At 57.8% G+C, this 13,662-nt stretch carries 13 protein-coding genes and 2 pseudogenes; 1 reads left to right on the plus strand and 14 read right to left on the minus strand.

All coding sequences use genetic code 11. The annotated features are described in order from the left end of the window. Positions 1–188: 188 nt before the first annotated feature. The 14 genes and pseudogenes from NKJ73_RS33340 to NKJ73_RS33405 all read right to left on the minus strand — a co-directional run. A pseudogene (locus tag NKJ73_RS33340) lies at positions 189–347 on the minus strand (ATP-binding protein); the annotation flags it as partial. Between the two features lie 172 nt (positions 348–519). Further along, complete coding sequence (locus tag NKJ73_RS33345; RefSeq protein WP_352572603.1) at positions 520–954, minus strand: DDE-type integrase/transposase/recombinase; 435 nt, start codon at positions 952–954, stop codon at positions 520–522. A gap of 425 nt (positions 955–1,379) precedes the next feature. Further along, positions 1,380–2,066 (minus strand): response regulator, encoded by a 687-nt coding sequence (locus NKJ73_RS33350; RefSeq protein ID WP_023679590.1) that lies wholly within the window; start codon positions 2,064–2,066, stop codon positions 1,380–1,382. A gap of 718 nt (positions 2,067–2,784) precedes the next feature. Then, a complete protein-coding gene (virB11, locus tag NKJ73_RS33355) occupies positions 2,785–3,825 on the minus strand; it encodes a P-type DNA transfer ATPase VirB11 (RefSeq protein ID WP_023673699.1) in 1,041 nt (346 codons plus the stop codon). Continuing rightward, positions 3,809–4,948 (minus strand): type IV secretion system protein VirB10, encoded by a 1,140-nt coding sequence (gene virB10, locus NKJ73_RS33360; protein ID WP_023679589.1) that lies wholly within the window; start codon positions 4,946–4,948, stop codon positions 3,809–3,811. Before virB10 ends, virB11 begins: the two co-directional genes overlap by 17 nt. Beyond that, positions 4,941–5,825: a TrbG/VirB9 family P-type conjugative transfer protein gene (locus NKJ73_RS33365; protein WP_352572604.1), complete on the minus strand. Its 885-nt coding sequence runs from the start codon at positions 5,823–5,825 to the stop codon at positions 4,941–4,943. The genes virB10 and NKJ73_RS33365 overlap by 8 nt, the downstream gene beginning before the upstream one ends. Next, entirely contained in the window at positions 5,822–6,535 is a 714-nt protein-coding gene (locus tag NKJ73_RS33370; protein ID WP_023679587.1) for a type IV secretion system protein VirB8, read from the minus strand. Before NKJ73_RS33370 ends, NKJ73_RS33365 begins: the two co-directional genes overlap by 4 nt. Next, on the minus strand, positions 6,532–6,690 hold the full coding sequence (locus NKJ73_RS33375) for a type IV secretion system lipoprotein VirB7 (protein ID WP_081731114.1): 159 nt from the start codon (positions 6,688–6,690) through the stop codon (positions 6,532–6,534). Before NKJ73_RS33375 ends, NKJ73_RS33370 begins: the two co-directional genes overlap by 4 nt. Before the next feature lie 27 nt (positions 6,691–6,717). After that, positions 6,718–7,605: a type IV secretion system protein gene (locus NKJ73_RS33380; RefSeq protein ID WP_023762840.1), complete on the minus strand. Its 888-nt coding sequence runs from the start codon at positions 7,603–7,605 to the stop codon at positions 6,718–6,720. Between the two features lie 58 nt (positions 7,606–7,663). Further along, positions 7,664–8,347 (minus strand): TrbJ/VirB5 family protein, encoded by a 684-nt coding sequence (locus NKJ73_RS33385; protein ID WP_023673704.1) that lies wholly within the window; start codon positions 8,345–8,347, stop codon positions 7,664–7,666. A 14-nt stretch (positions 8,348–8,361) separates the two neighbouring features. Continuing rightward, positions 8,362–10,731: a type IV secretion/conjugal transfer ATPase VirB4 gene (virB4, locus tag NKJ73_RS33390; RefSeq protein WP_023685155.1), complete on the minus strand. Its 2,370-nt coding sequence runs from the start codon at positions 10,729–10,731 to the stop codon at positions 8,362–8,364. Continuing rightward, a complete protein-coding gene (locus tag NKJ73_RS33395; RefSeq protein WP_023679584.1) occupies positions 10,731–11,057 on the minus strand; it encodes a type IV secretion system protein VirB3 in 327 nt (108 codons plus the stop codon). The genes virB4 and NKJ73_RS33395 overlap by 1 nt, the downstream gene beginning before the upstream one ends. After that, complete coding sequence (gene virB2, locus NKJ73_RS33400) at positions 11,057–11,362, minus strand: pilin major subunit VirB2 (RefSeq protein WP_023673707.1); 306 nt, start codon at positions 11,360–11,362, stop codon at positions 11,057–11,059. The genes NKJ73_RS33395 and virB2 overlap by 1 nt, the downstream gene beginning before the upstream one ends. Before the next feature lie 74 nt (positions 11,363–11,436). Next, positions 11,437–12,222 carry a type IV secretion system lytic transglycosylase VirB1 gene (locus NKJ73_RS33405; RefSeq protein WP_352572606.1) on the minus strand — a complete coding sequence of 262 codons (786 nt, stop codon included), beginning with the start codon at positions 12,220–12,222 and terminating at the stop codon, positions 11,437–11,439. A 1,291-nt stretch (positions 12,223–13,513) separates the two neighbouring features. Here NKJ73_RS33405 and NKJ73_RS33410 point away from each other — a divergent pair. Beyond that, positions 13,514–13,662: pseudogene (locus NKJ73_RS33410) on the plus strand (DNA-binding response regulator); the annotation flags it as partial.

Here is a 13,662-nt window from a genome sequence, read left to right on the forward strand (position 1 = left end):
TCACAAGGTGTCCACCTATTTTGGTGGACACCTCATGCATCAGAGCACTCAACAGCAAAAGGTGCGGGGAAATTCGCGCTTACGCTTGAGCCCAGGTCTCAGACCATTGCCCTGGAGGGCCTCGGAGCAGGCGTGGGTGGCGGACATAGCAGCCTGTCCCATACCTATGAATACGTTTGGCTGAAGCAGACCGATGGCTGCGCGTCGAAGCCGAAGCCGTCGAGTTCGCGGACAAACGGGAACTGCGCGATCTTGCTCGACATGAGCGTGTCGAGCTGGTCGCGGATCGCCGTCAACTTCAGCCGATCCAGGATTGCGATCAGCAGGTCATGATCTAGGGTCGTCATCACCAGCTCCCTCCGGCCACCGCTTCGTACTCGGCGAGTGGCCGCAGCAAGGTGGCCGGGGGTGATCTTGATCCGCTCGGCGCGCACCGGCCCTTCGAAGCCGGCAACGCCGACAAAAGGCTCTGTCGCAAACCTGGAAATGGGGTTGTGAACGGCCATTTCGGCCTGTCCGTCAGGCAGCGAGGAGATCGAAACAGCGATCGACAGACTTGTAGGCATACCTCGCCTGTCGCTTGCCCATCATGTGGATCATCTCGATGCCGGAGAGGATAACCACGTCGTTCGCATGCGACTTGAAGCCGAGCATGGATCGAATGCGGCTTGATACGCCGGTGATCCTGTTCGATCCGATTGTTGAGATGCCGGCTATTGCGGAGCGGATCGGCTTCAGCGGTCGCCGCGATCGCTGCCGCAGCCGGCTTTCAGCGTCGCAGGAAAGGATTGCTTCGTAATTGGTCTGGCTGCCGTCGATGACGATGCGCTCCGGCCGGCCATGGCGCGTCAGCGCCTTGCGGAGGAAGCGTTGGGCCGCCACCAGGTTACGGTTTTCGCTAAAGAAGAACTCGACCGTATCGCCGAGGATGTCGATAGCGCGGTAGAGATACATCCATGGCCGCGGACCTTGATGTACGTCTCGTCCAATGCCACTTGCTGCCGACCACACGCTTGCGCCGGTTGAAGCGCTCCAGCAGCTGCGGCGAGAAGTGGGCAACCCAGCGATGCACAGTGGAGTGGTCGACCTTCAACGCGTTCGGCCATCATCTCTTCCAGATCGCGCAGGCTCAGAGTGTAGGCCAGGTACCAGCGCACGCACAGCAGGATCACCGACTGGTCGAAATGGCGGCCCTTGAACATCACGTGCTCCTCCACAGCTGAGGCGTTTTTCTTGCCATGCTCGCTTACAAAAAGGTTTGCGACAGAGCCGTTCGAACCGCATGCCGACACCATCGTCAAGGGCGGCCGCGATGTCCATTATGGCCACAAGCTCAACCTGACGACGGGCAGGCAGTCTGTTCTTTCAATTTAGACCAACTATGCGGATGCCGCCTCAGTCAATTCAAGAATGTAACCAATGCCGCGCATGGTCGTGATACGTGGCGTTGCACCTGACCTACTCAGGTGTCCACGTAAGCGATAGATTCCGACTTCAAGCGCGTTGGCAGATACCTCGTCGTTGAACGAATAGAGGTGATCTTCCAACTGCGCACGAGGCACGATGCGGCCTGCACGGATAAGCAGATGCTCTAAAATACATAGTTCGCGGCGTGCGATCTTCAGAGGATGACCCGAGACGGAAACCTGTCGGCCGATCGGATCGAAATTGAGATTGCCAAATACAACGATGGGGTCGGTCACCTGTGTCGACCGGCGCAGAATGGCTCTCATTCTGGCGATGAGCTCATCGAAAGAGACGGGCTTGAGCAGAAAGTCGTCCGCGCCACCGTTGAAAATTGCAATCCGCTTCTCGAGATCGTTGATGCTACTCATAATGAGGGTTGGAACTGAATGCCCGTTGCTCCTTAGCTGTCTCAGCCAGCCCAAGCCATCGCCATCTGGCAGAGCCAACTCCAGCAGGAGAATTTCATAGGTTGCGCAACAAAATGCCCTCGACGCCTGTTCCAGGTTGCCAACTACATCAACGGCAAAACCGCTATCCCCGAGCGCAACTCGCACAGCGCGCGTAAGATCCACATGATGATCAATGAGCAGCGTTCGCATTTCACGTCCTATCAAGGTCGGACAGGTCACCGTCCGCTGTAAGACCGGGGCGACAGCGGAAGTCGCGCAACTCTTCGTAGTGTTCGTAACGCTCTTTCCGATGGGTGATCGCGGGAGCATGCAAGCCGCACGCCTGCAATAGTCGGGGATGGAACACGTGAAGACCTGTTGACGGGCTGAAACCGTCGGTCGGCCAGCCCACAATGCCACCGACTCTGCCTGCGATTTCTCTGCGCATCGATCCTCCTATGGGTTGCGTCGCAAACTCCAGCTGAGGTCGCAAGGGCAGGTTGCGGCTTTGTTCATTGAGAGGACCCCCTGGAGGCAATACCAGGAGGATTCCCTATATGGCACTTCCCGATTTACCACCGGTCATTCCGAACCACGTTCGGCGGCTTTGAAGACACTCATTGAGCGCGGCTAGGTAAATCAAGGGTACGACCTGCCGGGTGTCGATGCCGCTTTTGAAGCAGGCATCGGCACCAGCTCGGTGAGCGTCGCCCGCGCAATTCAGCGGACGCGCTCGATACACCCAGTCGAATCGTGCCGCAACTTGCCGCGCCGACAGGGCGCCCGAAGACTTCAGACTTGTGACCGAAGGTCTACGCCCAGTCCTCCTCCCATTATCCACCTCCCTCAAATCAAAGTGGACGTTCAATCTGAACAAATTACGCCATCGTATCACAAACGACTTACCGATCCCCGACGTGCTCTAGCCTTAGTGCTTGTTAAGAAGGTCGGCTACTGTCTCTCCGCGTCGCCGGGCATCGGCGGCGAGCCACACCTCCCCCACCTCATACACGTCGCCGTGGGTACTGAACGGCACAATGACGTCAATGGCAGCCGACAGCAGGTCAAGAAGCGTGTGGTCTTCCACAGCAGCTCCTTGCGGGCTGCTCTTGACGAGTGAAAAGAGCTTTTTAAAGCCTTGGACCGGATCCGCCCCATGAATCGTTGATATTGATCCCGCATGGCCGGAGACGACTTCGCTAAGGTAGGCCCAAGCAGCATCATCGCGCATCTCGCCAAGCAATATTCGATCAGGGCGCATGCGCAAGCTGGCTTGCAACAGTTGCTCGGCTGTCACCGCACCTACGCTTGCTCGGTCCTTCGGATAGAGTAACCGGACATGGTTCTCGTGCGGGATTGCAAGTTCGAGCGTGTCCTCGATACTTATCAGCCTCTCTTGCGGGGGTATAGCGTTGATCAAAGTCTTGCTCATTGTCGTTTTGCCGCTTCCAGTAGGTCCGCAAAGCAGCATCGTGAGCCGCCCGCAAACGCATGCTCGCAAAAATTGCTCCAAGTCACCATGGTCGTAGTGCTGAAGAATCGTTTCGTCCTGCCGCTCTTGGCGCTCCTTTCGTGACCGCCATTGATTCCAACGCGAGTATTCGTAGCGAGAAGAAACTTCCTTGAGTTCGGTCACACGACTTGAGGGACGCCGTATCGTCAGGCTTATTGTTCCTGAGGGAACAGCGGGCGGCAAACAGATCTGCAGCCGCTCTCCGTTCGGCAGCTCAGTCGCACAGAGGGGGCTTTGCGGTCCGACATCTTGCTTGCGCAGCGCTCCAGCGAGGATCGCGATGTCCTCCAGATCGTCATAAGATAGCGGTAGCGGATGTTTCGTGAAAACGCCGGCCTGTCGGACAAAGGCTTCCCCAGGCCGGTTGATAGCGACCTCTTCGGTCCTTGGCTCCTCAAGCCATTTCAAAACAGGGTTGAGAAGCAAACGCAATTGAGGGTCAGCCTCCGGTCGCATTGTTGTCTCTCCGGCGTTGGCGATGTTGGGGGGCTGGCGCCACGGCGATCGGTCTAAGATCGTATACATCTGAGAAATCGAGGTCCCGAGCCACAAAGATCGATACAGCATCTCCCTGGTTTTTCTTCAGAGTTGGCGGAACGTTGATCGTTGCTCTAAGGGTCGTGTCAACGGCTTGTCCGGCGTTGCTCTGGAAGCTGTTGATGCCGCTTCCTCCACCTGAGCTGCCAGCGTATTGACCGGCGGCCTGAAACGCGCCTTGAATGACGCTCATGAGCATTGCTCCGCCAAAGCGCTGCCAGAAGTGATTATCCACCGTGCCAGGCATTCCGGAGCGGCCGAGCTCGTCAGCGCCCGGCGACGCTAGCGAAACGAGGGCATGGTCAGGCGTTTCGATGCGCGTCCACAGCACGAAGACACGCGCATCCCCCTGTTGGAGACCACGCTGGATCTCGCCAATCACGGTCGTCCCGCGATCCAAAAGCACCACGTTGTTGGTGGCGCCGCGGACGTCTTTAGGTAAGACGCACTTCACATAACCCGGTAAATTTGTGTCGACTGCCGTTTGCAAAATGCAGGGAATTATCGTTCCTTGGGTAATCACGAGATCAGGGTGCGGCAAAAGTGTGGCCCGGCTTGGCTCCTGTATATCTGGCTTCAATCGCCCCGTCAGATCGCCAGCGTCTGAAATCTCATGCGAGGTCGCGGGAGCATCCCTATGGTTGTCTTCGCTCCGCTGACCGTCGTTGGGCATTTGACCGCTGCCACTGTAGGCGAAAATTGGTGTTTCCTCCGGCGGCGGATCAGCTGGCGCCGGAGGCGGCGTGGATGGCGCAGGATCTCCTGCCTGCGCCGCCTGTACGGGTGCTGGAGCTTCGGGAGCAATCTCAATCGGCACGGGGCGGAATGGCTCGGCGTCGGCGACAATTGGAGGTTTTGGCTGAGTTGGCTCGTCTTGTGTGCTGGGACGACCGCCGAGCCAGATGAGCGATAGAGATGAGATGAGAACAAGAGCAGCGACGGCCAACTTCTGCAATCCCGAAACATGCCGGCGGGCCGGCTCCGAGACCATCGATCCTGAGGCATGGACATCATGTCCCGACTGTGGGCCGGTTTCATTCATCGGCCGGGCCTTTCAAAACGCGCCACACGTCGGGTGTCACTGTACCGGTCCCTGGCGCTCGTCCCACAGGGTCATAAGCCCTGTTGAAAATGGACAAGACCGTATTGCCATCTCTCAGACGCCATTCCCGGGCGACTGCGGATACTTCAACATAGTCTCCTTTGACCGTGTAATTGGCAGCGGCTTCCTTGCCGTCGGGATTGATAATGTAGAGGGAGGGTATGCGGGAATTGCTTGCGAAGCCAAATACGGTGGTAAAGCCATTATCGAAAACTTTCAGCGGCGCCAGCGATCGATCGCCCTTTGCGACGTAGTGAAAATTGCTTTCGTCCGGACTGGTAGTTGCGGCGGGCCGATTCAACAAATCCTGAACTCTCTCGTCGCGCAGCACTTTCGCCCGGGCCTGACCAAGAATCGAGCGCCTTTCTGCGTCCTTTCTCTGAGCAGCAGCCTCATCAGCAGGATAGGTGAACTGCACACTGTAGTATAGGTCAGGTTGCTGCTCATCGAGTTTTGGCATCGCTCTCGTTGAAATACTGAAGACGTATCTCCGTGTACCGGACTCACTCTCGGCCAGCACGATGACCGGCTGCGGCGGGAGCATCCGGCTAGCCTTAAAAAAGAGATAGTTGGCGCGCGGGAGCGCAGCCAGGTCTTTGCTATTGGAAACGGCCACGGCTGCGACTGTCTCGTTGGCCGCGAATGTGACAACCAGCGTTGCCCCCACTGCGGTAGACAGGCGCACCACTTCGTCAGGACGGTAAGCCAGGTAGCGCATGCGCGCATCATGCTTGCCGGCAAGTGGTGTGTCTTCCGCGGACGCTTCCATCGTTAAGAAGAGTGAACAGACCAGCGCGAGAAACGCTCTTTTTGTCATGGCTGCACATAGCCCAGGTTCGATACGCTATCTTCCGAGCTTTGATAGGAAGTGACGAGTAGACCTCCCGGATTGGTGAGCCTCGATTGCCCAGGCAGACCCGTCAAGCGCTCGTAGCGGATGGTAGCTGTCCAGGTGGTCACTATCGGCATCTGCCCATCGACAACAAGCGTACGTTTGTAACGGATCTGTTGAACGTCCGGACTGATGTCGTTTGAAGAAATATGCCCGACCTCGAGCTTGCCGCGTTTGCCGACCGTGACTTGCGGCGAGGTGGGATTCGGATAGTTGAAGAAATCTTGATATTGCTGTCGCACAGCCGGCGCGCTGAAACTGGATACGAGGTCATAGGCGTATTGGGCTGTATCTGCTGTGTACCCCTCGCGCAGGCGTACATATTCCCACAGCGAAGCATTTATGACGGCTCGGTCTTGGGTTGCCGGCAGTCGAGAGACTGACACTTCGCTGTCGACGGTCCCATCCGGCCGGACCCAGAGGAACACAGGTACGAGCTTGGCCAACGGGACCATGGCAGCAATGGTAAATGCCTGGGCAACATTTCCTAGGACCGCCGCTGCGGCAAAGGCTATCAGGGCCTTTGACAGGCGCCGCGCAGACTTCGCTCGTGAAGTTTGAAACGCTTCCACCTTCTTATAGTGGGCGGCTAGCGTTTCTCTCTCCACCAGAAGGGCATGTTCAGGAACTTTCACTTTGGCTCTTCCGCGCATTCGACCTGAAGATCCTCAGGGGTGGTTTCCCATTGTCCCACGTTCAGTTGGAATGGGGCACCCGCGCATGTCGCAAGCCCATGGCTCGTCTTGCAGGCGGCCAAAGCGAGGATTGACAGAAGTAGGCAATATTTCATGTTTTTGGCACCGAGCTTGTCGATTGATTAACCACCCGCCGTTTTGGCAAAGTGGCGATTGAGGCTGTTAAGAGGTCGGTTCGCACCTCCCCAAGAGCCGCCGGCGATGCTGCTGGCGATCGTCGGAAGCGCGACGATCAGAGCGTCACCAGCTAGGAAAAGCATGTCGAGCTCGTAAAGCCCGATGATCTTGGCTGCTGTCGTGCCCGAGAATTTGATCATCAAAAGCATGGCTGCCAGCGAGACTGCTTCGGCAGCGATTACTATCGTTGCAACGATGTTGAGGAGGAGAAGCAGCAGCCCGTACGAGAGCAGTTGGCCGATCCATCTGGTGGCTATGTCTCGAGTGTGATCAAAAAGGTAGCCTACAAGGACCAGGGGGCCGATCGTCAAGAGCACCTTCGTCAGAATTCCAACGGCATCGTAGATCTCGAACGCTGTCCACAGCGCGCCGTAGAAAATCCATTGCGCTCCCTCGAAAGCAAGTATGTCCTGGCCGTTCATAGGCCCAATTTCGGAAGCAATCAGCTGAAAGACATACTGGCTTGAAGCAAACATGAGATCGAGCTTCTGGGGGATTCCGATGAAGGGCAAGTCGCTGCCACTGATGTCGTGAGCCAACCTCGGAATCGTGTCGTCGAAGAGCGCTTCAATGTACTGCTGATAGTTGGCCTGCCCTAAGATAAGGGCGACGACAATCGACACCATGATTACGCGCGAGATACCCCCGCGCGCATCGACTTGACCACGCATGACCAGACAGCCTTGGATTATTATCCAGAGCGTGACACACGCAACCAGAGGCGCACTGACCGCCGCTTGGACGTTTTCAAGCACTTTGTGCAGCCCGGACGTGAAGGCGCCATGAAAGATCGTGTGTATAGTCGTGAATGGCGCGGGAATTTTGAAATTCATGGCGTGAGCCTGATGTGTCCCTGATCAGCGCAGCTGAGCCTGATGAACTCTGTGTGGTTTACGGGAGGATGCTAAACATATTAGCGGTGTCCTGATGTTCGCGACGCTGCGTGGCGGCCTCCTCCACGGCGTGAAGGCTCCCTTGTGCAGTGGCCATTGTCAGCAGACTCGTGGCCTGGACATTTTGGATCATCGCATCGTGAATCTGCTTGAGGACCAGACCGTTGGTCACGGTGGCCTGCATAATATTTCCCGAGCGGGAAAGCTGACCAAGCGTGCCGGCGTTATCCTTAAGGCGCTTGTCCATCATGCCCAAAGTGTCGGCTGCAATAGCTGCGGCATTGGCGGCCCCGGCGATTTGTCCCTGTAACAGTTTCGCTTCTGAATCGGTGCCGTTGACTATCCGATTTGGGTCCTTCGCAATGTTACGGGCCATAATCGAAGCTGGCGCCCGAGCATCAAACATCTGCTCCTCCAGCTTATTGCTCGACGGGTAGTGATTTCCTTGGTTCAGTGAGCTTAGCAGTCCCGTGACAGCGAATGACGACGTTAGAATTGTCACCATTTCAATCGTGGTAGCGAGCGTCTCGATTGACCTCTCAAGGATCGCCGCATTGGAAAGCGCTGTTAAGGTCGCTTGTGTTTCTGTTACAGGGTCGCTGACGATAAATTGCGAACGGGCCTGTCCGTGAAGCAGAAGGGAAGCAGCAAGGGTCGTTACTGCAAGTTTGGCAAATTTCATGAATTATTCCTCCGTCAGTCTTGAACTTCGTGGTACCGGGCCATGAACTTGTCGAGCCACCCACTTGGGGCGTCTCCGTGCTGGTTACGAAGCTGGTCGGCAAAGCGCACTGTGTTGGCCCGCCCCGAGAGTACGGCTACGTACTCGCGCATCTGCCCAAGATCGAATTCGCAAACAATACTCCCGCTATCGCGCTTGAGCAAAAACTTGCGGCTGCCGATTGCCATCCCCTGGCGGATTGCCTCGAACTCCTGCGCAGTGCACTTCAAGCCATCGACATACGCAGAGCGGTCCGCCGTCGGTGATGGGTAGAAAATTTTCGTCATACATTGCGCAACGAGACTAGCTCCGAGAGGCGATTCCAGAACGTGTTCAGGCTGCTGCGTTGCGAGTATCAACATGCCGTTGTTTTTGCGGACCGTGAGCAAGAACTTGTCGATAACGGCCGAGAATTGGGGGTTGAGTAGATAGAATCGAAATTCGTCGCAGCTCATGACGAACCGACGACCATCGACGATAGCGCCCACTCGATGCAGAAGGTATGCGGCGGCCGGTGCACAGACCTCCTCATATTCCAGGAGCTGCGTCATGTCGAAGCCCGTAATGGAGGCATCCAGCCTTACTTCGTCCACGTCGCCGTCAAAGGCCCATCCAAGCGCCCCCCCTCTACACCACCGCTGCAGCCGTGCTCCTGCGCCCTCGGAGGGGCTGTGCAATAGGAACTCGCGCAGGCCCGCAAGTGAGCGCATAGGGGGTTCGAACGAAAGCTGACGAACAATGCCGCGTTCCAGCCGACGGCTTTCCTCCGGCGAGATCGGACCACGGCCGTCACTCTCGATCAGGGCCATCAACCACTCGCGCAGAAAGTCCCGGGAGGCGGAGGTGTTGTCCAGTCCACGCAGAGGGGCCAAGCCGCTCGGAGCGCCTCTGCGCAACGCAAGATATGTCCCTCCCGTGGCTCGCACCAGCAGTTCACCACCCCGATCCTTGTCGAAGAAGACGATCGCACCATTGCGATCGACCAAGCTTTGCTCAAGCATCGCGAGGACAAAGGTCATCAGCGTCGTCTTGCCTTTGCCAACGGGCCCGAATATTGCCGTCATGCCGACGTCATTCTCATGGGGGATGTAGTCGAAAGAAGTTCCACCGTTTGTGCGAAAGCGCGCAACAGCATTGCCCCAGTGGCCGGAACTGGAACCGCTTGGGAAGTTCTCAAATGAGACGAGCCCGGCAAAATTGTGTGAGGTGATCGCCCCCGGGCGCGTGCGCCACCTGTTGTTCCCCGGAAGTTGGGACCAATATGCGGCCTCCATGCCGATGCCCTCTTGGACGATAACGGCGCCCGCGTCGGCCAGCCGTGCGCGGGCACTTGCTGCGCGATCTGCAAGGCTATTGAGGCTGTCGGCATAGACGCACAGGCTCAGATGATGCGAACCCATCACGAATTCGTTGCTTGCCAGTGCGTCCTCTGCCTCGGCAAGTTCATTGATCTGGGTGAGAGCCTTGTCGCCGGCACTCGTCATCTGGCTGGACTTAAGGCTTAGTTTGGCATGAGCTTGTGGGCGAGTGAGGAAGGAAAAGCTCTGGCTCAGGACAAGCGGGAAGTTGGCGGACAGCAAGGAATTTAGCATGCCCGGCCGCGTCGTCGCCGGATATTCACGGAACGAAAACAATGATCCGACGGAGCTATCCCCGGGCCTTCGAATCTCAAGCGCCCGCTTCCCGCAGATGACCTGGTCAGTGTAGATCGAGGCGCCAAGTGAGCCGGTAACCATCGGAACCGGAAGAAACCGGCAAGTCATCATGAGCCGAAGCGCCTCGCCGATTTCCGTGAAGAGCACGTTGCCTTTCTCACGAATGCCCAACCGGCGCAGACCGTAACCGCCGAGTGCGCCAGCAGTGATGTGCCAGAGGTCTTCCAGGCTCCGCATTTGGGTGGCTAGATCGTGCTCATTCCGTCTGCGGGACTTGGCAATCCGCAAGCCGATCTTGCCGATTGCGGTGCGGGGGGACACGATCAAAGTGAGGAAGTGATCGTTGCGAAAGAGCTTTCCCGACAGCACACGACGCTCGTAGGCCTCGCTCAGACTGCCAGCGAATGCACTTTGAAACTGGCGCGGCGCCGGCGCCGGCACATCGTTGTGTCTCACAAGATGAGCGTATATCGAGACATTGTCATCGGCGATGTTGCGCAAGAGAGTGTTGAACGCGCGGCAGCGCGAGTTGCGCATCTCAGCGTCTTCCAAATCAAAGGGCACACCGTTCACATGTGCCATGGCCATGATCGATCCGTCTTCCAGAAGGACAACCTGATCGCTTACGTGACCAACATACGGAAGGTAGATCTCGCCAGACCTCTCGGTCCGGCCGCTGGCGCCGAACATTACACCATTCCTCTTCCGCGTTTCGGCACTCTGATCGGATTGGCGCTGACGCTTGCGCCTCCCCAGACCGGCCCGTCCACGCTTCTGCCGGCCGTCTGCAAATAGAGCAGCACGACGCTTGCCGCGTTATAGTCACGCTCAACAACCAGCCGTGCTCCGAACCAGAGTGGCGCGAGAACGATTTCGTAGAGCGGGTTCTGAAGGATAATGATAACAAGCCCAGCCAACATCATGAGCAATCCGGCCAGCGTCAGCGGCACCCCCAGAAACAGTGCGGGGCGCGTCGCCGCCACATAGAGGGTGCTCACTTCCAACCGGTCGCTCATCAGCCGCCGCCTATGAGCGCCTTGCCCAGGAAGCTGGCCCCGAACATGATGACGATCCCTCCAACGACACCCGCAACCAGGCCAAGTGAAGCACGACCGAACATCCAAGAGATACCGATGGCTACGAGCCCGAGCACGGCCAGTGATTGTCCAAAGGGGCCAAGTATGAACGTGCAGATATTCTGGACCATCTTGGCAGGATCCGTCCCTCCGGTCACCTGAGCCGCGGCTGGCCCGCTGTAGAAGACCGTCCACGCCGCGCCTGCAGCAGCGGCCGGTACATATTCAGCCGCCATGCGCAGCATGGAAAAAGGCGAAGGAACACGCGTTTTAAGCGCACGAAGTATCTTGAGTGGCGTCATCATTGCATCTCCATGTTTCAATCGAATACGAGTTTGTTCGGGTTCGCGGGTTCCCGTGCTTTCGCAGCCTGGCTGCCTGTCGGACCGGAGGGATCGGCCCCGGAGCGGTCTGGCTGATACGAGCCCCAAATGTCCCAAGAATCTTGGTTGGGCTGCTTCTTTCTATTGGCCTGTTGGCTCTGCTGGAGCAGAGGCGGCACGGCTTTCCGACCGGGTGCCTCAAGGTGCGGCACATCTCGAGCAGTCCGCTCCAGCGTTCGCTCAAGGAGACTTGAGATGTCCTTTGCGGCCGACTCGACCTTGCGTACATAACCGTTGGCGAAGCCACGCGTGACGTCGCCCGTGTTATAGGCCGAGATGGCACGGCGAAGCGCCAGTTGCTGTGCCACAGCAGTGGTGCCGCCGGCATACCGGCTTTCAAGCAGGTGGGCGGCAGCCGAAAGCGAGGCGCAGGGCTCGAAAGCCCTTTCCGGCGTAAGATTGAGCATGGCAAAGTTCTTGCTGTTTATCTGCATCAATCCAACATCGACAGAATGTTGTGCTTCGAGGCGTTCCTTGATGCCCCGCGTGGCTTCCAGGTGGTCTATCCAGCGAAGCTGCTCACCTGTGGTGTTGTCATGAGCCACCAGCGTGTCAAAGCCACTTTCAATCTTGGCAATCGCGGCGAGGGTGGACGGCGCAACCCAGGGAGCGCATTTGCGCGACAGGCTGCGGAACTCACGCGGAGAAAGTGGCGCGGGCTCGGCTGGGAGTGACATGGATGTCAACAGGACGACGGCCAGCGGCCAAGCTGCAATAAACATTCCCTATCACCTACCTTTCCAAGCCGCCGGACGGGTTCTGGCCCTGTCCGGCACGCGCTTATCGGGGAGGTTTGTTACTGTGTGATGTTCAAGTTCAGCTTTTCGGTTTCAATTGAAGCAAAGACCGTGTTCGTATCAGCGTGGGTGAGCATCTTGCGCATGCGTGGGTGGCGCGGGCCCGATCAGCCAGCGACATCCGGAGCATCTTGGTACAATGACTCCTGTACAGGATTGCTCGTCCCGGCCGTCCGTTGCTCCTGGAGTGTGGGCCGCGACTTTGGCGTCATGGATGGTACTTCTGTCAGCGCCAAGCCAAGGACAAAATGGGGAGCTTGGCGGGCTTGTTCAGGCTCGGGATCACCGTGGGGAATCGACTAAGGCGATAAAGCGGCCCAACTTTGCCGGTATGCTGCCGGTCGTTAAAGAGCAGCCATGCGCGGCCCTGCACACTCAGATCATTGCTTGAGACGCGAGCTCGTCCGCGAAGCTGGCTCGAAGGCGCAAATCCGCGGCGGCGAGGGTCAACTGGGAAGACGTGGCGGCGCAGCCCATCCTGGTGCGAGCCTCGTTCAGCTGTTCGGCCGGCGCCGCCAAAGGGTGGATCATGCACAGTCCCATCGGCAGATAACCGCACGTCATTGACGGAGTCCGACGGCGCAATGGACAAGCATAGTGACACGCTCAAGATGGAGGAGTTGCAGTAACTGAGAAATGTTAGCCCGGACGTTCACCGCAACCGGCGACCTGCCGGTCGCCGAACAGCATTTGAGGCCGCCGGCCACCTTGGACGAAGCCGGCTTGGCAGGAGACACACTATTTTGCACAAGGCCGCTGCAGCGAATCACGGTCTTCTTCCGCCGACCGCCTCTCCGATCAAGCCAAACGCCGCGCTGCTCAACCATGTCCGAGCTGGATCCACGAGCCGGAGGATATCGAGATGATCCAGGTCCGCAAACTCCAGGATGACCAGGATGCAAGGGCATAGCAGGAAACTTGGCATCCATGAGGTCGAACTTGAGTGATATTGGCAGGCCTGCACCAACGGGGGAGCTCGAAGCGAAAAAGCGAAGGACCACACGGCAGGGTCATGTCGGCGCTTGGACCTGTCTGGTGGCCACGGGCTGCCTTGGTGCGGTCAATTCGCTGGGGATGAAAAGAACAGGACGAGCACGGCCTCACATTGGCCGCACGCAACGGCGAGTGGTATCAAGGAGCAGCTGTTCTGGGTCGGCGCCCCAGGGTTGCTCGGCAACAGGTTTAGACAAGGGGATTCAAGATTGAAGGTGTGCCGTTGAAACATGTTCTTGTCATTGACGATGATGCCGCAATGCGGCGCCTCATCGCCGAGTATCTCACGATGCATGCCCTGAAGGTAACCGCAGTCCACGATAGCAAGCAGTTTGACTATGTTCTTTCACGTGAGCCAGTCGATCTCGTGGT

The organism is Mesorhizobium sp. M0074, assembly GCF_040322975.1.
Lineage (GTDB): Bacteria > Pseudomonadota > Alphaproteobacteria > Rhizobiales > Rhizobiaceae > Mesorhizobium.